Genomic DNA, 26,939 nt, shown 5'->3' on the forward strand with positions numbered 1-26,939 from the left:
GATGCGCTACTTTCCTTTTGCAACAATCAAACGAACTACTTTCAATGCAAAAAGTAAAAGACTGTTCACTATCGCTGCAATCCCCAAAGTGACCGCTATCATCAGCTCTCCCATTCCATTATTCAACACAAACATAACAGAAGAAATGAAAGCCAAAATAAGCAATATGAACGTTGGTATATATTTAATAACAGGCTTCTTATATGATTTTTTTGAAAGAAGAAACGTAATTAACAACGTCATAATGATCACAAAATATACTATAAATAAGAAAACCATACGAAAGCCTCCACTATTCCTAAACTATGAAAAATATAAAAGGAGTTAAAAATTATTAATATTTTTCATTCATTTGTAATTCTTTACTATACTTTTGAATGCAAACTGACAAAATAACCATTACCATCCCTATACTGAACCCAATAATCTGATCCAGTAGTATGTCATCATGAATGAACCAGCGCAATAAAAATACACCGCCAAAAATAAGCAACATAGTAAATCCAGTATGTCTAAGCTCTTTATATACATTTTCCACCTGTATCACCACTCCATATACTTTTATCCATATTACACCACATATCCATCCAGCAAACGTATTGTCCTCTCGCAGTATGCAGCTACCTTTTGATCATGTGTAACAACTAGCACCGTTTTTCCTTGTTTATGAACCTCTTTTAAAATGCTCATAATTTTCTCTCCGTTTTCTTGATCGAGAGCACCAGTCGGTTCATCAGCAAGTATAATTTTTGTATCTTGTGCTAATGCCCTCGCTATCGCTGTCCTTTGCTGTTCTCCTCCAGATAATTCGTGAGGATAATTATTAATATGTCTCTCCAGCCCTACCATCTCAAGCATTTCTTTTGATATTTGTATACGTTTCTTATGAGAAATTTTTCTATATATAAGCGGGAGCATTACATTTTCAATCACTGTATAATCATCTAGTAGCGAAAAGTTTTGAAACACAAATCCAACTTCCTTATTTCTATACTTATGATAGTTTGACTTTAATTTACTCGTATCCATGCCATCTAAAAAATACTTTCCAGTAGAGGGGTTATCAATTAAGCCAATAATATTAAGTAAGGTTGATTTCCCTGAACCAGATGGTCCCATAATGGCTATCATTTCGCCTTTTTCTATTGTAAGATTAATATCTTTTAAAGCACTAAAATTACTCTTTCCGTATCCCTTAGCCACATTTGCGAGCTGAATCATCTATAACACCTCTTTCATATATGTATTTTTTATTTTTAGTACATTGAAATAAATGATTGCATATATAACAAGGATCATTACAAGTGATAAAGCACCTATAACAACCAATGATTCTATAGAGACTTTTAACGTTCCAAAGAAAGATAATATACTATTTTCTAGCCCTTTCTGAATTTCAATTACTCCGCTATTCTCCCATTGAAAATACATAATTCCTATACATATAGATAAAACGAATAACAACATATACTCAATAACAAACGGGAGACATAGTTGAAAAGTACTTGCTCCTAATGCTGATTTAATAGAAATATTTTTACGTTCCATATAAAGCGTGGCCATTGATGTTAATAAAATAGATATAAATGAAAAAGATAAGACTGTACCGCTTAATAATAAGGGATATGACATATTATCAATACCTTGCTTTTCATTTTCTAATAATTTATCCGGAATAGAAAGAAAAGAAATAAAAAATGCCATAAGAAGAATGACTGAAAACAGTTTATTGTTTTTTATATTTTTAAAAGCTAAATACATGTCTCTGCTCCTTTTAGATAAGAAGGAGATGATAAACATCCCCTTCTCCTTATCCAAATATTTATAAAGACAACTGTTTAATGCTTTTTACCACTGTAATCGTAAGTTACCATTACTATCAAAAGTACCTTTGTGTGTATCTTCTTGATAGTCATTATTCTCATTAGCATAATGCTCAGAGTATAGTCCTTTTGCACCAAAGGCGTTATATGCACCATTACTCACAGTTGCGTTTAATGCTCTTCCAGATTCATGGGATCCTAATTTGTCTGAAGCGCTTTCAATATATGAATTATTTCCATTTGATTTAATAAAAGAAATTGCTACTGAACAACGAGATGCATTTTGATTCGTAGTAGTTTGAGCTCTGTAAGATAGTAGGTTACCGCTTTTGTGACCGCTTAGAGTTGGATAGAATGCACTTGTTGAGATTGATGTTGCTAATATTACTAAAGTCGTAATTGAAAAGACTTTTCCTTTCATTAACAATCACCTCATAAATTTAATAGTTTAGTAGCGCTACATCATCATAATATCCTTCAAATAAATTCTCCTCAATAAGAAACCCGATGTTTTACAAACTCTTTAAACACTTAAACATTAATACATTTTTAAAAAAGTAACGTATAAGTGGCAATATAAAAAGACTGCGGAGAAATTCTTCTCCACAGCCTCATACTTATTTTTGTAAAAACGACTGTAAATCTGCAAACTGTCTCTTTGCATCTTCATAGCCTTGCTCATATAAATTTTGTAGTTTTGCCGTATCTTTTTCCATACGATCTACTTGAAGTTGTACTTCTGGACGAATAACAAATAAGTTCCCCGCTTGCTCTTCTTTTTCAATGTAGTGAAGTGTTTCATTATATACTTCATAACGATTTAACATCGTATTAACAAGGTTCGGATATTTTTTATAAGCTTTCGCTGCCACCCATCCAAACTTTGATTTTTTCTTAGCATAACCATGATTTCTCGTTAAAATAACGACTGATTTTTCAAATCCATCTTCTTGCGCTTTACGAACTGGAATCGGATCAGAAATTCCTCCATCTAATAACTGCTTACCACGGTAATTTACTACAGGTGCAATGAAAGGTAATGAACTAGATGCTTGTAATAAATTTAGTGCATCATCATTTGTTCCCTCTTTTTCAAAATAAACAGACTGTCCTGTTTCACAATCTGTTGTGCCTACAAGGAAACGCTCTGGACTATTAAAGTATGTTTCAAAATCAAACGGTACATGCTTTTCTGGAATTTCATGAAAAATGAACTCCATATCAAACAATTGGCGTTTTCTCCATAAATTTTTATACGATAAATATTTCGGATGTGATGCATAATCAATATTTACTGTTTTATTTCTATTTCTTTGTCTGGAAAGATACGACGCTGCATGACAAGCACCAGCTGATACACCGATTACATATGGAAAATATAAATCTTGTTCCATAAAATATTCTAATATCCCCCCCGTATATACACCACGCATACCGCCGCCTTCTAATACTAATCCCGTATTTTCAAGCATGTTATTCTCTCCTCTTTATATATTGACTCTTTAATTATTCACTATGTTAAGTATCTGTTTCTATTATATATGAGTTCTTTTAGAAATTATATTCAAAAGACTTGAAAAAAAGGAGTTTTTTCTTCCAATTATATTTCCAAATGTTTGGAGACATCCTTTATAAACCTTTGAATAAAACCTTGCTCTTCTTCCGTATATCCATCTAACAATAACAGCCACTTTTCTTCAGCTTGTTTATGCAATTTATCATGAGCTTTATATATTTCATTTCCGCTTTCCGTTAAGCGGAAGAAAATTTCTTTTTGATTATCTAACATTTGCATCTTCTCAACGAATTGCTTTTGAAACAACTTTGTACAAATTTTAGAGATTGCGCCCTTCGTCATTCCCATTTCTGTCGTAATAGCAGTCACATTCATCAGAGTATTTTTTCCAATACACTCGATAACATGTAATTCAGATAAAGACATACCACTTATACCTGTTTCACGAAGAAACTTCTCATTTTGCCCTTTCGAATGTTCTTCTTTTTTATGCAAAAGTGTACGAATGTCCGAAAGTATTTCCACTTGTTTCATTGTACGTTCCAATCCGTTCGCCCCCTAGGTTTCCAAAGAAACAATTTAACTATATACCATTTTAAAATCATTTTTTCATATTTACAAGTGAGAAAATCATGTTAAAATAAATTTAGTTTCCAAGGAAACTAAATAACAAGGAGGTTAACATAATGAAAAAAAACAAACTACATTTCATTTTATATGTCGTCTGTATGAGTGCCTTACTCGGTTCCTTCGCTCAAAATATTTACACACCTATCTTGCCTATGATTCAAGCTTCTTTTCACACTTCTCTTTATCTAGTAAATTTAACAGTTTCACTATTCACATTCGTTCTTGCAATTATGCAGCTCATATACGGACCTTTAATTGATACAAAGGGGAGAAAATATGTCCTTATCCCTAGTTTAATCATTAGTACAATTGGTTCAATCGGATGTGCTTTTTCGGCGAACGTTTATTTATTTCTATTTTTCAGGGCTGTTCAAGCTATAGGAATAGCCGCTATCCCTGTAGTTGCAGCAACGATTATTGGTGATTTATTTAAAGGAAAAGAACGCGGAGAAGCGATGAGCCTGTATCAAATGTTACTTGCTCTCGCACCTGCAATTGGTCCTCTTATAGGTGGTTATCTCGGCAGTATAAATGGCCATTTATACGTATTTTTATTTTTATCTACACTTGGCATTCTCTTATTAATTATAAATATTTCACTACTTCCAGAAACAAAACCAACTGTAAGTAAGCAACCGCAAGCAAAAAAGAGTTATTGGTTTATCTTAAAAAATAAAACTGGATTTTCTATTACTCTTATTGGCTTCATTCAATTTTGTATTTACTTTTGCTTCCTCGTTTTTTTACCAAGCATTTTAACAAATTCATTTCACTTAACTGCAAGTAAAATTGGTCTTATATTTGTACCGATGTCCCTTTCTATTATGTTAGGAAGTTATTGCTACAAGCTTTTGCAAAAACGCCTCACAACAAAGCAAGCTTTATTCATCACTAGTTTCTTCAATACTATATGTGTCACTTTATTCTCTTTCACATATAGCATCAATATCTCATTCATCATTATCGTTACATCTTTATACGGTTTTAGTATGGGACTTTCTATGCCAACTCACACTACTTTATTAACGGAAGAATTCGTACAAGAACGCGCAACTGCTATCGGTATGTACAACTTTATTCGCTATCTCGGTATGGGCACAGGGCCACTTGTAGGTGGATTTCTTGTATTTAATCAAAATTACTTTTGGATTTTCTTCCTAGGTGCAATTACATTTCTATTTATCATTTTATGCGCAATGAAAATACTACGTTTTCAGGCTGTACAAAAAGCAAAATAGAGACCTATAGATGGTCTCTATTCTAAACTCTTTGATCTGCAACGATATGAATATCAATATACTTCGTTTGCCTCATAATTTCATTTACAATTGAACCTTTTCGTATTTCTTCCCAACGTGTTCTTGCCGATTGTCCGAGTAGAATTTGCGTTACTTGTAGTCTTTTCGCAACTTCAATAATAACATCCGCTGGCTTTCTTCCTTTTGCCTCTTCTAAAACAAAACTCGCATCAAATTGATTCGTTAGCAACTTCCACTCTTCAATCGTTTGCTTTTTCCCTGCTGCAAGAGACTCTATATTTTCTCTTTCAACATTTAATACATACAATTCAGCGTTTAACCGATCCGCCATGCGCCATCCCCGTCTTATTAACTTCTCTGCTGTTGAACTGTATTGTACACAAACGAGAATTTTTTCTTTCACGCCAATCGGTTCTATAACGGTTTGACTAATTTTCTCGTCCATATCATCGGCAACTTCCCGAAGTGATAATTCTCTTAGTGCCCCTAAATTATTAAGCGTGAAGAAATTTTGTAAGCTTTGCTCTATTTTTTCTTCTTTATATATCTTCCCGTCTATTAATCTCTTCCTTAATACCTCGGGCGTTGCATCAACAAGCTGAATTTCATTTGCTTTTTGTAAAATGAAATCTGGAATACGTTCTCGCACTTTGACATTCGTAATTTGAGCTACAATATCATGAACGCTTTCTAAATGTTGAATATTAAATGCTGATAAGACGGATATACCGGCATCTAGCAATTCCTGTACATCCATATAACGTTTCTTATTTTTAGATCCAGGAATATTACTATGCGCGAGTTCATCCACAACAACGACTTGCGGTGCACGTTTTATAATTCCTTCCACATCGAGTTCATAAAATACTTTCCCTTTATACTCTATTTCTTTTAAAGGAACTTTTTCTAAATCAGCAATTGCGTCTTCCGTCTCTTTTCTCCCGTGCGTTTCAATTAAACCAATTACAATATCCGTACCATCCTTTTTCATCTCTCTGGCATCAAAGAGCATTTTATAACTTTTTCCTACTCCTGGAGCCGCTCCTACATATAGCTTTAACTTCCCGCGGTTTTGCTGACGAATATATTCTAAATACTCTTCTGGTGTTCGCCTTTGAAAAGTTGGTTTATAGTCATCCGCATACAAAACACTCACAACCTTTCTTTCGAAACAACGCTACCTCAATCCGTTAGATTGAGGTAGCACTGTTACTATTTCAGTAGTTTCTGTAATTCTAAATTTAACTTTAAAACGTTTACGCGGTTCTCTCCAAATAAGCCAAGTGCCGCACCTTCCGTTTGATCTTTAATCAATTGATCTAACGTTTCTTTCGGAATTTTCGTTATTTTTGAGATACGCTCTACCTGTACAGAAGCTGCATTCGGACTAATATCAGGATCAAGCCCTGAACCTGAATTCGTCACTAAATCAATCGGTACTTCTGTAACTGGAACAGTGGGGTTTTGTTTCTTCCACTCCTCAATACTTTTCTCTACTCGTTTCTCTAAATCTGGATTAGACGGTGCATAGTTATTAGACCCTGATGCTTCTGCTTTATATTCAATACTAGAAACACGCCCATGAAAATAACGTGGATCCGTGAAATTTTGACCAATTAATTTAGAACCAATCACTTCATCTTTATCATTATATATTAGACTTCCATCCGCATTATCCTTCATCACTGCTTGTGCAATACCAGTAACAACAAGCGGGTATACAAGGCCGCACAACACTAAAAATGTAAAAGTAATACGGATGATTGGTGATAGTATACTTTGTTTCTTCGCCATCTCTTTCCCCTCTTCCTTATATAAACAAGCCGACAATTATATCAATTACTTTAATTCCAATGAACGGTACAATCACTCCACCAAGCCCATAAATAAGTAGGTTTCGGCCCAGTAGTGCATTCGAACTCATCGGTTTATATGCGATACCTTTCATCGCCAATGGAATAAGTAACGGAATAATAACTGCATTAAATATTAATGCTGATAAAATTGCTGACAGTGGTGATGTTAATTTCATAATGTTTAATGCTTCCATTTGCGGAATCGCAAGTGTAAACATCGCTGGAATGATAGCGAAATATTTCGCGATATCATTCGCAATACTAAACGTCGTTAACGCACCACGCGTCATTAACAATTGCTTACCGATTCCTACAACCTCAATAATTTTTGTCGGGTTCGAATCTAAATCAATCATATTTGCTGCTTCTTTCGCAGCTGTCGTCCCACTATTCATCGCTAATCCAACGTCAGCTTGCGCTAGTGCCGGAGCATCATTTGTACCATCACCTGTCATCGCTACAAGTTTCCCTTTATCTTGCTCTGCTTTAATAACCGCAATTTTATCTTCTGGTTTACACTCGGCAACGAATTCATCTACCCCTGCTTCTTTTGCAATGGTTGCTGCTGTTAATGGGTTATCACCCGTACACATAACTGTTTTAATCCCCATTTGGCGCAATTGTTCAAAACGTTCACGCATACCTGGTTTGACTGTATCCTTTAAATAAATTAAACCGTAAATACGACTATCCACTGCAACGACAAGGGGTGTTCCGCCCTCTTTTGAAATGAAATCTGCTTTTTGATTTACATCTTTCGGAATCGTTCCGCCTTGTGACCTAACCCATTCAATAACGGCACCGACAGCACCTTTTCTCACTTTCGTTCCATCCTGTAAATCGACACCACTCATTCTCGTTTCTGCTTTAAATGGAACAAATTCACCTTGTTCTGCAAGTGCTCTATCATATAATAGAGCTTTCGTTTTTACATATTCGATAACAGATCGGCCTTCTGGTGTTTCATCTAAGACTGAACTAATCGCAGCCCATTTTCCTACTTGCTCAATCGTTTCATTCCCTACAGGAAGTAGTGTATGTGCCATCCGGTTCCCGAAAGTAATCGTACCTGTTTTATCTAAAATGATTGTATTAATATCACCCGCAGCTTCTACTGCTTTACCCGACATTGCTAACACATTAAACTTTGTCACGCGGTCCATTCCAGCAATACCAATCGCTGATAATAACCCACCAATTGTCGTTGGAATTAAACAAACTAACAACGCAACAAGTACAGCTGTATCAATTTGAAATCCTAAATAGTTCGTAAAGATTGGTAACGTCACAACTACTATTAAGAAAATAAGAGTTAAGCTCGTTAATACTGTATTTAAAGCAATTTCATTCGGCGTTTTTTGACGAGCAGCCCCTTCTACTAACGAAATCATTTTATCAATAAAGGATTCACCTGGATTACTCGTAATGACAATCGTAATTTCATCACTGACGACCATCGTACCACCTGTTACGGAACAAAAATCACCGCCCGCTTCTTTTATAACAGGAGCGGATTCACCTGTAATCGCAGATTCATCAACAGACGCTAATCCTTTTATAACTTCCCCATCACTTGGAATCATTTCTCCTTGTTTTACAATAACAACATCACCTTTTCTCAGATCAGTTGCTGAAACTTGAACAATATCTCCATTTTCTTTTACAACATTTGCAAACACATCTTTCTTCGATTGTTTTAAAGAATCGGCTTGCGCTTTCCCCCGTCCTTCCGCTAACGCTTCTGCAAAGTTAGCAAATAAAACTGTAAATAAGAGAATGAGAGAAACTGTTATATTAAACCATCCTGGTACACTGCTAGAATGACTTGGAAGAAAAGATAAAATGAACGTAATGATAAATCCAATTTCTACAACAAACATAATTGGATTCTTTATCATGACTTTCGGGTTCAATTTCGCAAAGGATTGCTTCATTGCGTGTTTCACAATATCACGATCCATCGTTTTTGCTTGTCTAACTTCATCTTCTACAGCATGTATTTGTGACTCATTTACTCTTTTTTCTTTTACTACTACCGGTCTCATCATTTACCCTCCATTACTTCAATGTAAGAAATTCTGCAATTGGGCCAAGTACTAACATCGGGAAAAATGTTAACGCACCGACAATTACAATCGTTCCGATAAAAATACCACCAAATAAACTATTATCCGTACGGAATGTCCCGACTGTTTCTGGTACTACCGTCTTTTCTTTCAATGAAGCTGCAACAGCTAGCATCGTAATTAAACTGAAATAGCGGCCTAAAAACATAACTAAACCAGTTGTAATATTCCAAAATGGTGTATTATCCGCTAACCCTTCAAATCCAGATCCGTTATTCGCAGCTGACGATGTATATTCATATACCACTTGCGTTAAACCGTGGAAACCGGAATGAGAAATGGCATCCGTTCCTAAACTTGTTGAAAGAGCTAATGCTGAAAATCCTAAAATAAGCAGTGGATGAAATAGTATTGTTACCGCAATTAATTTCATTTCTTTACCTTCAATTTTCTTACCTAAAAACTCCGGCGTCCGTCCAACCATCAATCCAGATATAAAGACTGCGATAATCGCATACATAATAATGTTCACAAAGCCAGCTCCAACGCCGCCGTATACTGTATTTAACATCATATTTACAAGTGGTACTAACCCGCCAATTGGTGTTAACGTATCGTGCATCGTATTAACGGCTCCCGTTTCAGCAGCTGTCGTTACTGTTGCGTATAGTGAAGAAAATACCGTTCCAAATCGTACCTCTTTTCCTTCTGTACTTCCTTGTACATGTTCAATACCCATTCCATTTAACGCTGGATTCCCATGTAATTCAGATGTCGTAATCGTTATAAATCCTAGTAAAAAGACCATGAACAATGATACGAAAAGGATACGTCCTTGCTTTTTATTGCCTACCATTCGTCCGTACGTAAATGGAAGTGCTGTTGGCAGTAGCATCATAAGCATCATTTGCAAAATATTACTCATTTGCCCTGGATTTTCAAAAGGGTGCGTAGAGTTTGCTCCGAAAAACCCACCACCGTTATTTCCAAGTTCCTTAATGGACACGAATGATGCAACAGGCCCACGTAAAATACTTTGTTTCGCGCCATCAATCGTTTGTGCGGTAACGGCACCGTCTAACGTTTGTGGTACACCAAGTGCGACAAAGACTAGTGCCGCAATAAATGCGATAGGAAGAAATACTCTCGTTAAAGCTCTCGTAAAATCAACGAAAAAGTTACCGAGCTCTTTTCCAGCGAGCCCTCTTATAAATGCCATAACGAGTGCTAACGTCGTTGCCGGTGCTGCAAACATTAAAAATGTAATTCCGATTAATTGTGCTAAATAAGATAAACCATTTTCACCGCTATAATGCTGTAAGTTTGTATCAGCCATAAAACTAATTGCTGTATTAAAGGCGAGCGTAGGCTCCATTCCTTCAATGTGTGCTGGATTTAATGGCAATACTCCTTGTAGTCTGAAAATGAAATATACGACAACAATCATAAATCCATTTAATAAAACTAATGACAACGCGTACTGTTTCCACGTTTGATTGTATTCTTTTACACCCGTAATTTTAAAAATAAGTTTTTCAAAAGGCCCGAATACTTTATCTAGCTTTTTACTCCCTTGAAAGGCTTTCTCTAAATAAATTCCCGTTGGCTTTGCCACAAGAATAAACAACAGCATTGTAATAACAACTGCGACCCAGATCATAATGAATGACTCCCCCTAATTAAAACTTTTCCGGATTTAATAATGCATACACTAAGTACACCGTAATTGCTCCAACAATAACCGATAAGGCAATCGTCATGATTGCTTCCCTTCTTTCACAACTTTATCTGACCAACTTGCAAGACTTGCCATCGATGCAACTAACACAACAAAAATCCCGATCATTACAACATCTAGCATAGATACCCTCTCCTTTTGTAAAAATTTACCATCAATTAATCAAAAAAAGAACACTAAGCTCTACTTAGTGTTCGAAATGAACAACACAAAGTAAACCTCCTCTCTAAACGCTTACGAGGTTAGCTGTCGGATTCGGGCCTAAAGAGTAGCCCTACTTTCAAAACTGAAAGATTCACCCCAAGTGACGATGCACAAAATTGGTTCCCCCGCTCCATTTCTGGAACTCAGCGATTTTAGGTTTTTTTGGAAATTTCATGAATGATTTATGAGAGTAAATATACTCCTCTATATTTCACTTGTAAAGAGGAAAATTACTGAAAATAAGAAAATATCTATCTATTTAAACGCTTACATTAAGTATTATTAATATCCTCTCATCTATTTTCTCGTCTTTTCTTTCTTTTTCACAGAAATGATCTTTTAAATACGAAATAAAAAGAGCGAATGACATGAAGTGCATAGCTTGTTGCACTTCGCATTCGCTCTTTTTTCATTCACTATTTATTCCCCTCGTAAAAAAGCACCTAAATTTCTCCCACGAATATAAACTTGTGACAATTCTGCATGTAGCTGCTCATATTCGATAACATCTGTTTTTAAGTATAAAGCGTCTTTCGATGGCAATATAATATAGGGCCTTGGAAAAATAGGGTCAAGCACCACCAATTCTTGAACTCGCTCTACCGATACCGCCCAACGATTCGCTATATCTCCTACTAACAACACTTTCATCTTCATTTCCCCCGCCCTATTCAAAAAATAAAAAAGAAATATTATCACAATTCGTAAACACGACAAATGTAGCTCCTATTATTTCATAGAGCCTCGCTGGATATCGTTTATTCCTTGTAACAACAGTAATAGGCGCTTGAAAAGAAAAGCGAATGTGTTCTGTAAAGAAGCTAACGATTGGAAGCTCATCACCTAGTAAAATCACCTTTTTAATACACTCACAAATACTAGTAAAATCCTGCTCCTTACTACAACTATACGTCCAATCAAATCCACAATCCCTAACTTCATCCGCTATTTCTTCATTTGCTGTAAAAATGATTAACTCATGTTGAAATGCTACTAAATCTCTTAAACTATTTACCTTGCTTTCTTCTCCAACACAAATAAGTGTTAGTTCCATGTACCTCATCCTCCTTAGCATAAAAGAAATCAAACATAGATTGATATTCCCCTATACTAATCAGATCGATGAAGTGATGTATCCATCATGGCACCGTCCTCTCTCAAGACGCTTACGAAGTTAGCTGTCGGATTCGGACTTTGAGAGTAGCCCTACTTTCAAAATTGAAAGATTCACCCCTAGTGACACTGCACAAATTGGTTCCTCCGCTCCTTATATTTGGACTCAGCGTATTACAAAAAATGTATTCTGGCTGATATATTACTCCTGTATTTGGAAAAAGTAAACAGAAAAAAAGCCAGTTAACAAACTGGCTTCTCATGTCTTTATACACGTGTATTATTCATCTTATATGCAAAATGATTCGTCGGTCCATGACCGCTTCCAATATTCAACGGCTCTTCAATTGCTATACTAATAAATCGTTTTGCTTCTTGAACTGCCTCTTCAATGGAGTAGCCTTTCGCAAGTCCTGCTGTAACCGCTGAAGCAAATGTGCACCCGCTTCCGTGCGTTTGCTTTGAAGGAATTCGTTCACTTCTAAATTCGATAAACGTTTCTCCATCAAAGAGTAAATCAATTACTTCATTACCTTGATATTCTGCATGTCCGCCTTTCATAAGCACGTATTTCGCACCTAATTCATGCAGTACTTTCGCAGCTTCCTTACTATCTTCAACATTATGAATCTCCATCCCAGTTAACACTTCTGCCTCAGGAACATTCGGTGTTACAACTGTTGCTACTGGTAATAAATATTCTTTTAATGCTTGTACTGCTTCTTGTTGTAATAATGATGCACCACCCTTAGCAATCATAACAGGGTCTAGTACAATATTATTCCAGCCAAATTTATTAATATGTTCTGCTACAATTTGAATTATTTCACCGCTAAATAACATTCCTAGTTTCACAGCATCAGGTGTTAAATCTGTACCAATTGAATTCAACTGTTCCGTAATCCCTTCTAACGGAACTGGATATACCCCTTGAACGCCAAGCGTATTTTGAGCAGTAATTGCCGTAATAGCCGTCATCCCATACACACCAAGTTCTTGGAATGTTTTTAAATCTGCTTGAATGCCGGCACCGCCGCCACTATCAGATCCTGCAATTGTTAAAGCTTTATTTACTTTCATTCCACTCATCCTTTTCTATCCAAAATAGCGATGATAAATTGTTTTTGCTTCGCTTATATCTTTCGTTCCATGTACAAGTACACGTCCATCTTTAAAAGCAACTAATCTCTTTTCTTCCACAGAAAATGATAATAAATATGGATTTACATTTAAATCATTTACACGATCATTCAGCAATTCTTTGTATCGTTCAAAATCCATTTCTTCTTTATGAGGTGGTCTAATTTGAACTGTATTTCTCCCGCATAAAACTGCTGTTTTCGATGTGTTTTCTTTATTTAAATACGGGTATATCGCATTCTCTCCACACGAAGGACAATTATGCTTACGAAGCTTTTGCACATTCATACATGAATATTCATTCTTCCATACATCAAACGACACAAGTCCATCTCGAAGCGATTCATAATCTTCCACCAACAGTTTCATAGCTTCCGTTACTTGATGAGAAACGACGAGAGATACAGCAGGAGATATAATGCCCGCTGTATCACATGTCGCTCCGCCAAGCGGAATCGATTGTAATAAACAAGATAAACATGGCGTTTTACTTGGAAGAATTGTGTAAGAAAGGCCGTAACTCCCTACACATGCTCCGTAAATCCATGGAATAGAATATTTTTGCGCTATATCATTTACGATAAAACGTGTTTCGAAATTATCAGTTGCATCAATAATTACATTAACGTTTGTAACGAGTTCTTCTAATTCTTCAGCTGTTACGTCTTGAACGAGAGCTTCTATCCTTACTTCACGATTGATCTCTTCTAGACGTTTTTTTGCCGCTACAGCCTTCGGAAGGTTATTTTCTACATCACTCTCTGCATACAATTGCTGCCTTTGTAAATTACTCCAATCGACATAATCCCGGTCAACAATCGTTACTGTGCCAACACCAGCTCTTACAAACATCTCCGCATTTGCACTACCTAATGCACCTGCACCGATAATGAGCACATGCTTTTCTCTTATCTTTCGTTGTCCTTCTTCTCCAATTGGAAAAAATAATTCTTGGCGAGAATATCGATTATTCAACTACGCTCATTCCTTCTAAAGGACTACTTGCTGTCGCACAACGTTTACGTGCAATACGACCCGCTTCAAAGCCAATGCGCCCTGCCTCGATACCTAATTTCATTGCATATGCCATCTTAATTGGATCTTTTGCTCCCGACACAGCAGTATTTAATAACACACCATCCGCTCCTAATTCCATCGCAAACGCCGCATCAGCTGGGCTACCGATACCAGCATCAACGATAACTGGTACTGTCGCTTGTTCGATAATGAAGCTTAAATTTAACGGATTTACAATACCAAGCCCTGAACCGATTGGTGATGCTCCTGGCATAATTGCATGCACACCCAGTTCTTGTAATTTACGTGCTAATACAACATCATCAGATGTATACGGAAGAACGATAAACCCTTCTTCTAGTAACATTTCAGATGCCTTTAACGTTTCTACTGGATCAGGTAATAACGTTTTATCATCACCAATAACTTCTACTTTAATCATGTCGCAAAGCCCCGAAGCTTTTGCTAATTTTGCAATACGAACCGCTTCTTCGGCATTTTTTGCTCCAGCTGTATTCGGTAATAACTTATATTTTTTTACATCAAGTTTCTCTAATAAATTAGGCTGCTTTGCATCAAATATATCCATACGACGTACTGCGAACGTTAAAACCTCCGCCTCAGATACATCAATTGCCTTTTGCTGCACATCAAAATCAGGGAATTTTCCTGTTCCTAATAAAAGTCTAGAATGAAATGAAAATGGTCCAATGTTTAACATAATCAACCGCCTCCTACGAAAGTTACAATCTCAATTTGGTCTCCATCAAAAACAGATGTATCTGCATGATCATCTTTTTGTAAAATATCTTTATTACGCTCTACTACAACAATTCTGTTTTCTAACTCTAAATGTGTAAGTAGCTCAGCTACTGTTTTTACACTCTCTGGCACTTCAATTTGATTACCATTAATTTTCAAATTCAAACTTCCAGCCCCTTTCTAAACTGTTTTAGAAAGCAATGAATCTAGCAAGTGATTCTCCTGCTTTCCTTCTATTAAATCCGCCATATACTGACCAGAAACAGGACTTAATAAAATACCGTTTCGATAATGCCCAGTACAAGCATATAAACCTTTTATTTCTTCATGCTCTCCCATATAAGGAGCTTCGTGATTCGATTGTGGTCTTAATCCTGCCCATGTGCTTTCCCACTCTGCTTCTTTTAAAGCTGGCAATATTGTATATGCGCGCTCTAATATAGAAGTAATACTTTCTGGCTGCACAGTTTTATTAAACGTATGAGGCTTCATCGTCGCTCCAATTACGTAACGTCCGCCGCGCTTTGGTGCAATGTAAAATCTTTCTTGAAAAATAGGCGCCTTTATAAGTGGTTTTCTACTTTTTACCGCTACTACTTCTCCTTTAACTGGATATGTACCCCATTCACGGTGAAAATGACGCAGTAACTTCGTACTCCATGAACCACCCGCAATAACAACCTTCTCACATGTGATAATCCCTTCGCTCGTCACAATCCCAGTCACTTTATTATTTTCAATACGAATATCGAATACTTCTGTCTGTTCATATATATCAGCACCCGAAAATGATGCAGAATGTGCGAATGCTTTCGTAAGCTCCGGTGCAATAACATGACCATCTTTCGGATAATATACAGCACCTATAATTGACTCAGAAAGAAATGGTTCTTTCTCTCGTAAACGATCTCCCGTTAGAAAGTAAGAATCTTCACCTGTTTTCTGCTGCCAATCCATAATGTGAAGAATTCTTTCCTTCTCCTCTTCATTTTGGGCAATACGATAAATGCCTTTCTCTTCATACCCAATATCGATACCTGTTTTTTCACGTAAAACTGCTGCAAGTTGTGGAAATATAGCACGGCTTTCTCTAGCAAGTTCAAATAGTGGGTCATATGCATCCCATTCTGCCTGAACTCCAAGTAAACCAGCGGCTGCTTTCGAGGCTTCAGATGCAATTCTTTGCTTCTCTACAATCGCTACTTTATGTCCTCTTTCTGCTAGAAAATGTGCAACTGAACTACCAATTACACCACCGCCAATTATCGCTACATCATACTTCTTACACATGTTTTTCCGCCCACTTTCTTATTGATTCCTTATAAGATTTCGCTTTGCTATACGGGTTACTACTGCTTATAATCCCAGACATAACAGCAATACCACTGACGCCGTTAGTCAGAACATCCCTAGTGTTTTCCGTGGTGATTCCTCCAATTGCTGTAATTGGTATGGATAAACACTTTGCAATGTCTGAAACTTCTTCAAGCCCTCTCGCTGGCACACCTTTTTTACAATCCGTCGGAAATACATGACCATAGACGAGTGAATCCGCTCCATTCTTAAATGCATCGATCGCCTCTTCTAAAGAATGCACAGAATAACCAACATGCAAATAAGAGAACTTTTCTTTCACTGACCTTACATTTGCACTTCGATATCCTAGCTGCACACGTGGAATGTTTAATAAAATAGCAATATCAATTCGATCATTTATCACTATTTTTGATGCCGGAAAGCCTTTCTTCAAAAGACTTTCCACACCTTCATACAATTCCTTCGTACTTTTCTCACGCTCACGAATATGCAAATAATCAATCTCACTCTCAATTTGCATCGCTACATTCACCAACTCTTCGAATGTCATGTGGCCATTTGAGATTACATGAAGCTCATTTTTCATATTCATTCGCCTACTTTAAAATGTTTTCGAATAATTCATCGGCCGGAATGATTTCTTTCGTCATTCCTTTATCCTTCAGCCATTTATTTTGTTTCTCCCATGATTCTTTTGAATCCGATAAGAATGGCTCATCTTTCGTTTCCATCTTCTCTAATAAAATTTTCATACTTTCTTTTTCAACTTCTGGTACAAGTGGGAAGTTTTCTTTTTCTTGATGATTTAATAAAATATTTAATGCTTCATCTGGATTTTTCTTCATAAAATCATAGCCTTTTTTCGTACCACGTAAGAAGGCTTGTAACGCTTCTTTATCTTTTTTCAACGTTTTATCACCTGTTACAAATACAAGTTCATGATAATTTGGTACACCGTAATCAGCTGGATTAAAGTATGCTGGTTCATGGCCTTCATGACGCATAACAGGTACTTCATGGTTAATGTATGCCCCTGTTACCGCATCCACTTTTTTCGTAATTAGTGCCGGTACTAAATCAAAGCCAACATCGACTACTTTCACTGTATCTGGATTGCCACCAGCTTCTTTTACCATCGTTTTTAAATACATCTCACTTAAAGGTGTTCCAGAATATCCAACTGTTTTCCCCTCTAAATCTTTCGGCGATTGAATGCCTGCTGATTTCAGCGATACAACATGATTTAATGGTGAACGTACGACCGCTCCAATTGATTTCACTGGAATTTGTTCATTAGCTTTTGCCATGACAACATCTGGCTGATAATATAAGCCCACTGTTACTTTTCCTGCAGCTGCTAAAGTTAATGGGTCAGTCGGATTGGAAGGGAATTTAATATTCACCTTTACTCCCTCTTCTTTAAAGTAGCCTTTTTCTATTGCCGCATAAATAAAGCTATGTACCGCATTTGGGTACCAATCAAGCATGACCGTTATTTCTTTGTCTTTTTTACTCTTATCTGATGCTGAATTACTAGAACATCCAGCAATCATTGCAACTAATAATGTAAACACAAAGATGCGTTTTAAAAATTTCATGAATGCTTCCTCCAACTAATGAATTTCTTTTCTAATACCGAAATAAGTATGACGAAGAAAATAGCTAGTAATGATAACAATACAATGGGTGCAAATACACCCGCTCCGTCTAACTGCGTCATCATTCTTTTACTGAAATACCCTAGCCCAGCTTGTGCACCGAGCCATTCACCAATTGCTGCCCCAATCACACTAAGCGGAACTGCAATTTTTAAAGCTGAGAAAAAATAAGGCAGAGCAGACGGCAATTTTAATTTAAGAAAAACATCTTTTTTCGTTGCCCCGTACGTAACTAAAAGCTCTTCCCATTCTTTTTTCGTACTGCGTAGTCCATCATACGTATTGACCGCAATTGGGAAAAACGTAATTAAAACCGTAACAACAACCTTACTCCAGATCGTATATCCAAACCATAAAACGAAAAGCGGAGCAAGCGCTGTAATAGGAATCGTTTGTGAAGCAACTAATAGTGGATAAAATGCTCTCTCCATCCAATTACTCGCATTCATTAACATCGCTAGCCCTACCCCAAGTACGATAGAAATAGCCACCCCTATTAAAACAACGTATAATGTTGCCGGCAAATGAACTGTGAATAATATATCTTTTAGTTTCCATATCTTCATTACAATGGCAGACGGTGACGGTAAAATGTACATTTCATCTACGATTCTTGCGCCTACTTCCCAAAAGGCAAGTAAAATGCTAGAAAGTGTAAGAGCAGGTAATAGCTCCTTCAACCGCTTCATCATACGAGTACCTGCCTTTGTAACATACTAAGAAGCTCATCTTTAAGTGCTAACACTTCAGGCTCATATAAATCTTTTCTTGTTCGATTATGATCAAGTGGTACAACCCTCTCAGTTAAAGTAGTTATCGGTTGCTGCTCTACTACTAAAATTCGATTAGAAAGAAACAACGCTTCTTCCACATCGTGAGTGATAAATAAAATTGTTTTTTCCCACTCTTTCCATTGTTCAAACAGCCATTCTTGCAAAGATGCCTTCGTTAAAGCATCCAACGCGCTAAACGGTTCATCTAACAACAATATCTCCCCGCCTGTTAATAAAGTTCGAATGAAAGATACGCGTTGCCTCATACCACCAGATAAATCTTTCGGATATTTTGTCTCATATCCTTGTAAGCCAAATTTATGTAACAGTTCCTTTGCCTTTATTTGTGCTTCTTTCTTCTGTACACCTTGGCATTCTAGCGGCAAGGCCGCATTCTCAATAATCGTTCTCCATGGCAGGAGCATATCTTTTTGGGGCATATACCCTACAGGATGGCTCTTTGTTTCTGTCAACTCTATCTGTCCAGTACTCGCTTCTTCTAAACCTGTAATAAGGCGAAATAAAGTACTTTTCCCACATCCACTCGGTCCGATAATACTTACAAACTCTTTATCTTGTATAGAAGCATTTAATTCATTGATGATTGGTTTCTCATCATAATGAAAAGAAACATTATGAAACTGTAGTATGTTCTTGCTCCTCAAATCCCCACATCTCCTTACGATAGGACATATCCCAGAATAAATATTCAAATCGACTGGAATATAGGAAAATCTCCTCTAATCGATCTAGCTCTTTTTCAGACTTTCCAACTGCCATTTCATTTAATAAATCTATTAACCAAATACAAAGGTTACCGTATTCTTCAGAACTATATCCTTGAATCCACTCTCCAAAGAACTCATGATCTCTTGCTCCAGGAATATCATTTAAACGCTTTCCAATTTCCCAATAGCTCCACATACATGGAAGAAGTGCTGCTATTAATTCCGCAAGTGTGCCGTTTTGAGATACAGACATCATGTAATTTGTATAAGCTAAATTTTTAGCAGATGGTTTTGCTGACTCTATCTCCTCTATAGAAATTCCAAGCCTTTTTGCATACTGTTTATGAATCGTCATTTCTCCATTTAATATTCCATCAATTTGTTCAGCGAATTTCCCCATTACTTGTGGATTCGTTGCCTTTACAACACCAATCGCATATAGCTTTGCATAATCTAACAAATATAAATAATCTTGAATAATGTAATACTGAAACTTATCTTTTTCTAACGTACCATCCCCCATACCTACTACAAACGGATGATTATGACTCATCTCCCAAACTGGTTGTACAGTTTCTAATAATCTATCGCAAAATTTCATTTCCCTATCCCCTTCCGGTATGTGTATATAAATAAAAAACCACTTCTAAATAAGAAGTGGTTACAGCAAATAAAATTATAATTTATTCGTTGCTCCACTTCCCTTCGCTAGTATTACCTAGATCAGGTGTTATAAGGGTTAAGGATTATTCCTCTCTCAGCACAACAAGCACCCCTAGTGGTTTCAATATGAAATTTTCAAATAAAAAAGCCCCGTTTCTATACGCAAAGAAACGGGGACTCATTATTAGTGTCCGAATTGCTTCCCTACGCTAGCATAATCTAGATCAGGTAATGAAAAGGATCAAAGGCTTACGGCCTACTCTCAGCTGGCAACACCAGCTCTCCTAGCAAACTATGAAATTAACACTGTCAGTATAACATCGTAATAAGACATCATCAACTGTTTTAATTTTCTCAATTGTCAACAAAATAACGAAACTATATAATACTTATATTCTATCTTAGAAATTTTAATCCCAATTAATTGGATAAAAAGGAATTATTATCCTCAAAAAATTTATTTTTATATTGATTTCATATTACATTTATGTGAATACACCCACTATATTATATCTTTATACTATAATAAAATTACAACTATACAACTAGAGGAGGTCTCTATTATATGAATATGAAAGCTACTGCTTTAACAGCAACTACTATCGCAATTGCCTCTTTACTTCCTTCTATGGGAGAAACAAATGTACAAACAGCCAACGCTGAACAATTATCTAATGTGAAAATTGGATATGTCAAAGTCGATCAAGTAGCCTTACATACAAAAGATAACGCAAATAGCTCATCAATTGATACAATTCGCTTTAATACGAAAGTAAACATACTTGAAACAACAAATGGTTGGTATAAAGTATCTGTTAATAATAAAGTCGGTTATGTACAAAAAGATGCTATTCTACTAAAAAACAAACTTCAATCTAATAATCAATACATTGTTAATGCCAATGCATTAAACGTTCGTTCTGAACCTAATTTAGAATCTTCAATTTTAGATGTATTACCAAATGGGAAATTCGTTACCATTCAAGAAGAACAAGGCGAGTGGTATAAAATTTTACATAATGGCAAAACAGGTTACGTACAAAAAGCGTTCGTGTCTAATGGTTCACAGCCTTTAGTAAAAGGCATCACAGTTCAAAATAATACGAAATACACAGTTGCAACACCTAAACTTAATGTACGTAGCAACGCTAGTACAAATAGTGCACTACTTGGTTCATTACAAAATGGTACACAAATACAAGTAGTGGAAACTGTGGGAACTTGGTATAAAATTCGTTTTGGCACAGGATACGGATACGTGGCAAAACATTATGTGATGCAAAATCAAACACAATCACAAGCTCAAACAGCTCAACCTACTTCCATTCCAGCTGTGTTCAAATTCCCTACTCAAGGAAGAATTAGCTCAACCTTTGATATACGCTGGGAACAAATGCATTATGGTATAGATATCGCAGCTCAAGGTAATGTCTCTATCCAGGCGGCAGCTGCAGGTAAAGTTGTGAAATCATATTATTCAGCTAGCTATGGCAATGTTGTGTTCATCTCCCATCAAATAAACGGGAAATTATATACAACAGTCTATGCTCACATGAAAGATCGCACTGTACAAGTTGGTGATCAAGTACAAGCTGGACAATTAGTAGGTCATATGGGAAACACAGGTCATTCATACGGGCAACATCTTCATTTTGAATTACACAATGGAGAATGGAATTTTGAAAAAACAAATGCAGTAAACCCACTGCCATATTTAGTTAGGTAAATTGTATGCCACGCAATATCAATATACCTCTCTTAATTGAATACTTAGCCTTTTTAGGTTTAATCTGTTGTTTAATCATTTACAATACAAACACTGTATTTTTATCTATTATCATTGCTTTTGTTGCTTTAGAAATTATGATGGAAGCCTTTCAAGTGCAACTAAAACAAAAAATTGCCCATATTTATAATGCCATCTTTCTATTAGGTGCCCTAATAACAAATATTATTAGTAATGGTTTTTATTTATCTACCGTATTTCCTGTATTCTTTATGGCTGTTTTATTATTCATAGCTAGGTACATTCATGTTCCTAAAAACAAGAAACACGAACAAGAAGCTTAGTAAGAGGAGACACTGTGTACCGATCTTTCAAAGATAATCCGCTAAAATATATATTAAATTTATATAAAAAAACAAATACTTTTTTTGGTATACAAGGAAGCAATACGTCACAATTTCTCCTTTATGGAATGTTATTGCTCGTCTTAATTGCGTTCTCCTTGTTTTACTAATAAAAAAAGGATCTCACATAAACTTGAGATCCTTTTTAATTTATATAGAAAATGCTCTTTATCCGCAAGCATATTTTTCATAAATAAAGCTAAGATTATATTTTTTCTCTAAGCTCATTCTTTGTTCATCATCACACCAATAGAACAGAATGTCATGAATCGTTGCATAACGTTTATTTTTAAGAAATAGTTTAAAGAATGATGGTAAACAATCATGTAATTGTATAAATATATAATTGCGTAATATTTCTTCTTTATATTCAATGCCCTTACAAATATACAGTAATTCTTCACAATAATATGCATGTTGTGGAACTTGAATCATTTCGAAAAATGGCACATATGATAATAACTTCCCGATAAAATGATTATATCGATCCATTATTCCTATCGTCATATGCTCCATCATTTCTTTCATTACATATAAATAATCATCTACATGAGTAGTTTTCAATGGATCTAATCGATCTGAAATTTGAGAAAGTACAGCTCTTTGACAAGCTAACACCGCTTGACTAGGTCCATAGTACGATAGGAAGTCTGTACACTTACGATATTTTCGTAATAAGTCATGTGTATATAAGTCATACACAAAAGTATTACAATACATTGCTAGACTCATCATATCACTATTTAATTGCTCTTTTGATAGAGATTTAGCTCTCTTACACATATAAAAGAATGTAAATTCTAATACTTCTTTATGGGATAATAGATGTTTACAGTCTGTTACACATTTCTCATTAAATTTAACTCTATCCCAAATTTCTACATCCTCATCAGTTAATTCACCAATACGATATTTAATAATTAAATAGTTTAAAGCAACCGCCTGTGTCAAAAGATCCCACGTTTCATATTCCAATGAAGTGTGAACAAACTCAGCAAGTCCTTGATTCACCATAAAAGTATTCGCTTCTTCATACCAACCGATTTCTTGACATAAGCGAAGAATGCGTACTAAAGTTGGAATTTCATCTTTATGGAACTGTGGTAAATTTTTTGCTTTATTCATTCCATATACAATAAATGCAGCTAAATTTTCTTCTTTATAAAATTCTTTTTCTTTCCACACTAATATAGTTCGTTCTTTTCCTTCACCTTTTGGATGACAAGGTACAAGTAAAGAAAATAATTCAGCGAAATTATTTGGTTCTATATATGTATCTGTAACCAAATTCCAATTTGGATCGCGCTGTATAGCCCTCATATAATTCCCCTTCCCTTTTATCTACATAGGAAATATTAATCCGTTATTACATCATTAACAATAAATATTGCTATATTCGAAATCTTACATAATACTTATATCTATCAGTATATCATTTTTTCTCTTATTTAAAATTAAGAATGACAAATTTAAATAAACTGTCGAAATTACTACCTATATACTTATTATATAATGGCTCAGATACATCATGCTAACATATTAGTTTAACCCTATATACTAGAACAATGTATCTGATTTTTATACGTAACTTATTCCACTAATTAAAGTCGCACTTCATTCTGTATGCTGCTCCGATATTTCACTTAAAGCAAATCCCGCTTGATCATCTGCCGATTCTCTTATAGCTAAATCTCCTAGTGCCAGCATTCCAACGAGTTGACCACTCTCAACTACTGGTAATCGTCTAATTTGATACTGTGCCATTAACTCTGTAGCCTTTTCAATAGAATCATCTGGAGAAACTGAAACAATGTTTGTTGTCATTACATTCGTAATTTTATTAGATCCAGGATGTTTTTCAGCAATCCCCCGAACAACTAAATCTCGATCCGTAACAAGACCAACAACTTGCTCATTTTCAACAACCGGTATCAATCCAATCGATTCTTCTTTCATCTTTACAGCGGCCTCATATACATTGTCTAACGGTGTACACTGTACAATATGAGTGCTCATCAAGTCTCTCACTCGTGTCATTTGTATCTCCTCCTTTTTATACATACCATAGCTTTTCCTAAATCCCTTTATTTATTTCAGGAAAATCAGTCGATAAAGGAGGATTCTACAAAATAAAAAAGAGTCAGCAATATGCTGACTCTTTTTTTATGACCCGTACGGGATTCGAACCCGTGTTACCGCCGTGAAAGGGCGGTGTCTTAACCACTTGACCAACGGGCCATGGCTCCGCAGGTAGGACTCGAACCTACGACCGATCGGTTAACAGCCGATAGCTCTACCACTGAGCTACTGCGGAATAATATATGGTGGGCCTAAATGGACTCGAACCATCGACCTCACGCTTATCAGGCGTGCGCTCTAACCAGCTGAGCTATAGGCCCATATACTTACAGGGGCAGTAGGAATCGAACCCACACTGGAGGTTTTGGAGACCTCAGTTCTACCTTTAAACTATGCCCCTAAAGGATGCCGACTAGAGGACTTGAACCCCCAACCTACTGATTACAAGTCAGTTGCTCTACCAATTGAGCTAAGTCGGCATAAAAAAAATGGTGGCTCGGGACGGAATCGAACCGCCGACACGAGGATTTTCAGTCCTCTGCTCTACCGACTGAGCTACCGAGCCAACATAAATGGCGGTCCCGACCGGGGTCGAACCGGCGATCTCCTGCGTGACAGGCAGGCATGTTAACCACTACACCACGGGACCATTTGGTTGCGGGGACAGGATTTGAACCTGCGACCTTCGGGTTATGAGCCCGACGAGCTACCGTGCTGCTCCACCCCGCGATAATACTATTTATATAATTTATATGGTGGAGGATGACGGGATCGAACCGCCGACCCCCTGCTTGTAAGGCAGGTGCTCTCCCAGCTGAGCTAATCCTCCAAAGTGGTGACCCGTACGGGATTCGAACCCGTGTTACCGCCGTGAAAGGGCGGTGTCTTAACCACTTGACCAACGGGCCAAATATTATAAATCCTATGGCGGAGAGCAAGGGATTCGAACCCTTGATACGCTTGTGACGTATACACGATTTCCAATCGTGCTCCTTCGGCCAGCTCGGACAGCTCTCCAATGGCTCCGCAGGTAGGAATCGAACCTACGACCGATCGGTTAACAGCCGATAGCTCTACCGCTGAGCTACTGCGGAATAATATTGCCTGGCAACGTCCTACTCTCACAGGGACAAGGTCCCAACTACCATCGGCGCTAGAGAGCTTAACTTCCGTGTTCGGTATGGGAACGGGTGTGACCTCTCTGCCATCATTACCAGACTGTATTCATTTAAGACAAGAATTATTGTAACTTATTTAACTTTTAAAGTCAACAAGTTTTTTATATTCTTTCAAAACTAGATAACATTTGCTTCATATTATATGGTTAAGTCCTCGATCTATTAGTATTCGTCAGCTCCACATGTCACCATGCTTCCACCTCGAACCTATCAACCTGATCATCTTTCAGGGATCTTACTAGCTTACGCTATGGGAAATCTCATCTTGAGGGGGGCTTCATGCTTAGATGCTTTCAGCACTTATCCCTTCCGCACATAGCTACCCAGCTATGCCCTTGGCAGAACAACTGGTACACCAGCGGTGCGTCCATCCCGGTCCTCTCGTACTAAGGACAGCTCCTCTCAAATTTCCTACGCCCACGACGGATAGGGACCGAACTGTCTCACGACGTTCTGAACCCAGCTCGCGTACCGCTTTAATGGGCGAACAGCCCAACCCTTGGGACCGACTACAGCCCCAGGATGCGATGAGCCGACATCGAGGTGCCAAACCTCCCCGTCGATGTGGACTCTTGGGGGAGATAAGCCTGTTATCCCCGGGGTAGCTTTTATCCGTTGAGCGATGGCCCTTCCATGCGGAACCACCGGATCACTAAGCCCGACTTTCGTCCCTGCTCGACTTGTAGGTCTCGCAGTCAAGCTCCCTTATGCCTTTGCACTCTACGAATGATTTCCAACCATTCTGAGGGAACCTTTGGGCGCCTCCGTTACACTTTAGGAGGCGACCGCCCCAGTCAAACTGCCCACCTGACACTGTCTCCCGGGTCGATAAGACCCGTAGGTTAGAATTTCAATACAGTCAGGGCGGTATCCCACCAGCGCCTCCACCGAAGCTAGCGCTCCGGTTTCAATGGCTCCCGCCTATCCTGTACAAACTGTACCAAAATTCAATATCAGGCTACAGTAAAGCTCCACGGGGTCTTTCCGTCCTGTCGCGGGTAACCTGCATCTTCACAGGTACTATAATTTCACCGAGTCTCTGGTTGAGACAGTGCCCAAATCGTTACACCTTTCGTGCGGGTCGGAACTTACCCGACAAGGAATTTCGCTACCTTAGGACCGTTATAGTTACGGCCGCCGTTTACTGGGGCTTCAGTTCAGAGCTTCGCTTACGCTAACCCCTCTCCTTAACCTTCCAGCACCGGGCAGGTGTCACCCCCTATACTTCGCCTTACGGCTTCGCAGAGAGCTGTGTTTTTGCTAAACAGTCGCTTGGGCCTATTCACTGC

29 protein-coding genes, 12 tRNA genes, 2 rRNA genes, 1 pseudogene and 4 riboswitches (1 of these 48 running past the window's edge) are annotated in these 26,939 nt (G+C 37.2%); of the genes and pseudogenes, 3 read left to right on the forward strand and 41 right to left on the reverse strand.

All coding sequences use genetic code 11. The annotated features are described in order from the left end of the window. Window positions 1-6: 6 nt before the first annotated feature. The 7 genes and pseudogenes from ACXVYO_RS17695 to ACXVYO_RS17725 form a co-directional block, all read right to left on the reverse strand. Window positions 7-279 (reverse strand): sugar ABC transporter ATPase, encoded by a 273-nt coding sequence (locus ACXVYO_RS17695; RefSeq protein WP_458468042.1) that lies wholly within the window; start codon window positions 277-279, stop codon window positions 7-9. 55 nt (window positions 280-334) lie between these two features. Then, on the reverse strand, window positions 335-538 hold the full coding sequence (locus ACXVYO_RS17700) for a hypothetical protein (RefSeq protein ID WP_458468043.1): 204 nt from the start codon (window positions 536-538) through the stop codon (window positions 335-337). A gap of 32 nt (window positions 539-570) precedes the next feature. Beyond that, window positions 571-1,221 (reverse strand): ABC transporter ATP-binding protein, encoded by a 651-nt coding sequence (locus tag ACXVYO_RS17705; RefSeq protein ID WP_458468045.1) that lies wholly within the window; start codon window positions 1,219-1,221, stop codon window positions 571-573. Then, window positions 1,222-1,674 (reverse strand): annotated as a pseudogene (locus tag ACXVYO_RS17710) (FtsX-like permease family protein); the annotation flags it as partial. A 174-nt stretch (window positions 1,675-1,848) separates the two neighbouring features. After that, entirely contained in the window at window positions 1,849-2,244 is a 396-nt protein-coding gene (locus ACXVYO_RS17715) for a hypothetical protein (RefSeq protein WP_064473913.1), read from the reverse strand. Window positions 2,245-2,440: 196 nt separating this feature from the next. Continuing rightward, window positions 2,441-3,295, reverse strand: coding sequence for a patatin-like phospholipase family protein (locus ACXVYO_RS17720; protein ID WP_458468046.1), 855 nt, complete (start codon window positions 3,293-3,295; stop codon window positions 2,441-2,443). 128 nt (window positions 3,296-3,423) lie between these two features. Continuing rightward, complete coding sequence (locus tag ACXVYO_RS17725; RefSeq protein WP_458468082.1) at window positions 3,424-3,873, reverse strand: MarR family transcriptional regulator; 450 nt, start codon at window positions 3,871-3,873, stop codon at window positions 3,424-3,426. Window positions 3,874-4,025: 152 nt separating this feature from the next. On the opposite strand from ACXVYO_RS17725, the gene ACXVYO_RS17730 reads away from it, so the two are divergent. Continuing rightward, the gene (locus ACXVYO_RS17730) at window positions 4,026-5,207 is read left to right on the forward strand and encodes an MFS transporter (RefSeq protein ID WP_458468047.1); all 1,182 of its coding nucleotides are present in this window, start codon (window positions 4,026-4,028) and stop codon (window positions 5,205-5,207) included. A gap of 22 nt (window positions 5,208-5,229) precedes the next feature. Here ACXVYO_RS17730 and kdpDN read toward each other — a convergent pair whose 3' ends face one another. The 18 genes from kdpDN to tenA all read right to left on the reverse strand — a co-directional run bounded on the left by kdpDN (window position 5,230) and on the right by tenA (window position 20,201). After that, entirely contained in the window at window positions 5,230-6,384 is a 1,155-nt protein-coding gene (gene kdpDN, locus ACXVYO_RS17735; protein ID WP_458468048.1) for a KdpD-like non-kinase potassium sensor, read from the reverse strand. A gap of 56 nt (window positions 6,385-6,440) precedes the next feature. After that, window positions 6,441-7,022 carry a K(+)-transporting ATPase subunit C gene (gene kdpC / locus ACXVYO_RS17740; protein ID WP_458468050.1) on the reverse strand — a complete coding sequence of 194 codons (582 nt, stop codon included), beginning with the start codon at window positions 7,020-7,022 and terminating at the stop codon, window positions 6,441-6,443. Between the two features lie 16 nt (window positions 7,023-7,038). Then, complete coding sequence (kdpB, locus tag ACXVYO_RS17745) at window positions 7,039-9,129, reverse strand: potassium-transporting ATPase subunit KdpB (protein WP_458468052.1); 2,091 nt, start codon at window positions 9,127-9,129, stop codon at window positions 7,039-7,041. Window positions 9,130-9,142: 13 nt separating this feature from the next. Next, a complete protein-coding gene (gene kdpA, locus ACXVYO_RS17750; protein WP_458468054.1) occupies window positions 9,143-10,810 on the reverse strand; it encodes a potassium-transporting ATPase subunit KdpA in 1,668 nt (555 codons plus the stop codon). Between the two features lie 19 nt (window positions 10,811-10,829). Then, the gene (kdpF, locus tag ACXVYO_RS17755; protein WP_000150657.1) at window positions 10,830-10,910 is read right to left on the reverse strand and encodes a K(+)-transporting ATPase subunit F; all 81 of its coding nucleotides are present in this window, start codon (window positions 10,908-10,910) and stop codon (window positions 10,830-10,832) included. After that, a complete protein-coding gene (locus tag ACXVYO_RS17760; RefSeq protein WP_000887889.1) occupies window positions 10,907-11,011 on the reverse strand; it encodes a SipW-dependent-type signal peptide-containing protein in 105 nt (34 codons plus the stop codon). Before ACXVYO_RS17760 ends, kdpF begins: the two co-directional genes overlap by 4 nt. Before the next feature lie 94 nt (window positions 11,012-11,105). Continuing rightward, a riboswitch (cyclic di-AMP (ydaO/yuaA leader) is annotated at window positions 11,106-11,251 on the reverse strand. A 261-nt stretch (window positions 11,252-11,512) separates the two neighbouring features. After that, window positions 11,513-11,743 carry a hypothetical protein gene (locus ACXVYO_RS17765; protein ID WP_458468056.1) on the reverse strand — a complete coding sequence of 77 codons (231 nt, stop codon included), beginning with the start codon at window positions 11,741-11,743 and terminating at the stop codon, window positions 11,513-11,515. Between the two features lie 16 nt (window positions 11,744-11,759). After that, entirely contained in the window at window positions 11,760-12,146 is a 387-nt protein-coding gene (locus tag ACXVYO_RS17770) for a hypothetical protein (RefSeq protein WP_458468058.1), read from the reverse strand. 93 nt (window positions 12,147-12,239) lie between these two features. Beyond that, window positions 12,240-12,387, reverse strand: a riboswitch (cyclic di-AMP (ydaO/yuaA leader). A gap of 85 nt (window positions 12,388-12,472) precedes the next feature. Further along, window positions 12,473-13,294, reverse strand: a complete 822-nt coding sequence (gene thiD, locus ACXVYO_RS17775) for a bifunctional hydroxymethylpyrimidine kinase/phosphomethylpyrimidine kinase (RefSeq protein WP_458468059.1) — start codon at window positions 13,292-13,294, stop codon at window positions 12,473-12,475. A 6-nt stretch (window positions 13,295-13,300) separates the two neighbouring features. Next, on the reverse strand, window positions 13,301-14,320 hold the full coding sequence (locus ACXVYO_RS17780; RefSeq protein ID WP_458468061.1) for a thiazole biosynthesis adenylyltransferase ThiF: 1,020 nt from the start codon (window positions 14,318-14,320) through the stop codon (window positions 13,301-13,303). Further along, window positions 14,313-15,083, reverse strand: a complete 771-nt coding sequence (thiG, locus tag ACXVYO_RS17785) for a thiazole synthase (protein ID WP_458468063.1) — start codon at window positions 15,081-15,083, stop codon at window positions 14,313-14,315. The genes ACXVYO_RS17780 and thiG overlap by 8 nt, the downstream gene beginning before the upstream one ends. A gap of 2 nt (window positions 15,084-15,085) precedes the next feature. Next, the gene (gene thiS, locus ACXVYO_RS17790) at window positions 15,086-15,289 is read right to left on the reverse strand and encodes a sulfur carrier protein ThiS (protein WP_458468065.1); all 204 of its coding nucleotides are present in this window, start codon (window positions 15,287-15,289) and stop codon (window positions 15,086-15,088) included. A gap of 15 nt (window positions 15,290-15,304) precedes the next feature. Then, entirely contained in the window at window positions 15,305-16,414 is a 1,110-nt protein-coding gene (gene thiO, locus ACXVYO_RS17795; RefSeq protein WP_458468066.1) for a glycine oxidase ThiO, read from the reverse strand. Continuing rightward, a complete protein-coding gene (tenI, locus tag ACXVYO_RS17800; protein ID WP_458468067.1) occupies window positions 16,407-17,027 on the reverse strand; it encodes a thiazole tautomerase TenI in 621 nt (206 codons plus the stop codon). Before tenI ends, thiO begins: the two co-directional genes overlap by 8 nt. A gap of 10 nt (window positions 17,028-17,037) precedes the next feature. Continuing rightward, complete coding sequence (locus tag ACXVYO_RS17805; RefSeq protein ID WP_458468068.1) at window positions 17,038-18,039, reverse strand: ABC transporter substrate-binding protein; 1,002 nt, start codon at window positions 18,037-18,039, stop codon at window positions 17,038-17,040. Next, window positions 18,036-18,788 carry an ABC transporter permease gene (locus ACXVYO_RS17810; RefSeq protein ID WP_097818522.1) on the reverse strand — a complete coding sequence of 251 codons (753 nt, stop codon included), beginning with the start codon at window positions 18,786-18,788 and terminating at the stop codon, window positions 18,036-18,038. The genes ACXVYO_RS17805 and ACXVYO_RS17810 overlap by 4 nt, the downstream gene beginning before the upstream one ends. Then, complete coding sequence (locus tag ACXVYO_RS17815; protein ID WP_458468069.1) at window positions 18,788-19,537, reverse strand: ABC transporter ATP-binding protein; 750 nt, start codon at window positions 19,535-19,537, stop codon at window positions 18,788-18,790. The genes ACXVYO_RS17810 and ACXVYO_RS17815 overlap by 1 nt, the downstream gene beginning before the upstream one ends. After that, window positions 19,506-20,201 carry a thiaminase II gene (tenA, locus tag ACXVYO_RS17820; RefSeq protein ID WP_000666826.1) on the reverse strand — a complete coding sequence of 232 codons (696 nt, stop codon included), beginning with the start codon at window positions 20,199-20,201 and terminating at the stop codon, window positions 19,506-19,508. Before tenA ends, ACXVYO_RS17815 begins: the two co-directional genes overlap by 32 nt. A gap of 82 nt (window positions 20,202-20,283) precedes the next feature. After that, window positions 20,284-20,387: riboswitch (TPP riboswitch) on the reverse strand. Between the two features lie 60 nt (window positions 20,388-20,447). Continuing rightward, window positions 20,448-20,559: riboswitch (TPP riboswitch) on the reverse strand. A 269-nt stretch (window positions 20,560-20,828) separates the two neighbouring features. Here tenA and ACXVYO_RS17825 point away from each other — a divergent pair. Beyond that, complete coding sequence (locus tag ACXVYO_RS17825) at window positions 20,829-21,989, forward strand: SH3 domain-containing protein (protein ID WP_458468070.1); 1,161 nt, start codon at window positions 20,829-20,831, stop codon at window positions 21,987-21,989. Between the two features lie 5 nt (window positions 21,990-21,994). Next, entirely contained in the window at window positions 21,995-22,333 is a 339-nt protein-coding gene (locus ACXVYO_RS17830; protein ID WP_458468071.1) for a hypothetical protein, read from the forward strand. A 228-nt stretch (window positions 22,334-22,561) separates the two neighbouring features. Here ACXVYO_RS17830 and ACXVYO_RS17835 read toward each other — a convergent pair whose 3' ends face one another. From ACXVYO_RS17835 to ACXVYO_RS17910, 16 genes are all read right to left on the reverse strand, one after another. Beyond that, on the reverse strand, window positions 22,562-23,713 hold the full coding sequence (locus ACXVYO_RS17835; protein WP_458468072.1) for a DUF3965 domain-containing protein: 1,152 nt from the start codon (window positions 23,711-23,713) through the stop codon (window positions 22,562-22,564). A 294-nt stretch (window positions 23,714-24,007) separates the two neighbouring features. Further along, a complete protein-coding gene (locus tag ACXVYO_RS17840; RefSeq protein WP_073518729.1) occupies window positions 24,008-24,430 on the reverse strand; it encodes a CBS domain-containing protein in 423 nt (140 codons plus the stop codon). 129 nt (window positions 24,431-24,559) lie between these two features. Beyond that, a tRNA-Glu gene (locus ACXVYO_RS17845) sits at window positions 24,560-24,631 on the reverse strand. A 1-nt stretch (window position 24,632) separates the two neighbouring features. Then, window positions 24,633-24,707, reverse strand: a tRNA-Asn gene (locus ACXVYO_RS17850). 8 nt (window positions 24,708-24,715) lie between these two features. After that, window positions 24,716-24,792, reverse strand: a tRNA-Ile gene (locus tag ACXVYO_RS17855). A 9-nt stretch (window positions 24,793-24,801) separates the two neighbouring features. After that, window positions 24,802-24,872, reverse strand: a tRNA-Trp gene (locus tag ACXVYO_RS17860). Window positions 24,873-24,878: 6 nt separating this feature from the next. Beyond that, window positions 24,879-24,951, reverse strand: a tRNA-Thr gene (locus tag ACXVYO_RS17865). 10 nt (window positions 24,952-24,961) lie between these two features. After that, window positions 24,962-25,037: transfer RNA gene (locus ACXVYO_RS17870), tRNA-Phe, on the reverse strand. Window positions 25,038-25,045: 8 nt separating this feature from the next. Further along, window positions 25,046-25,121, reverse strand: a tRNA-Asp gene (locus tag ACXVYO_RS17875). Between the two features lie 3 nt (window positions 25,122-25,124). Further along, window positions 25,125-25,201: transfer RNA gene (locus ACXVYO_RS17880), tRNA-Met, on the reverse strand. Between the two features lie 24 nt (window positions 25,202-25,225). Further along, window positions 25,226-25,301, reverse strand: a tRNA-Val gene (locus ACXVYO_RS17885). A 4-nt stretch (window positions 25,302-25,305) separates the two neighbouring features. Beyond that, window positions 25,306-25,380: transfer RNA gene (locus ACXVYO_RS17890), tRNA-Glu, on the reverse strand. Window positions 25,381-25,397: 17 nt separating this feature from the next. Continuing rightward, window positions 25,398-25,489: transfer RNA gene (locus tag ACXVYO_RS17895), tRNA-Ser, on the reverse strand. A gap of 2 nt (window positions 25,490-25,491) precedes the next feature. Continuing rightward, a tRNA-Asn gene (locus ACXVYO_RS17900) sits at window positions 25,492-25,566 on the reverse strand. 8 nt (window positions 25,567-25,574) lie between these two features. Next, a 5S ribosomal RNA gene (gene rrf, locus ACXVYO_RS17905) occupies window positions 25,575-25,690 on the reverse strand. Window positions 25,691-25,792: 102 nt separating this feature from the next. Next, window positions 25,793-26,939 (reverse strand): 23S ribosomal RNA (locus ACXVYO_RS17910) (it continues 1,775 nt past the right edge of the window).

The organism is Bacillus sp. BC08, assembly GCF_054326875.1.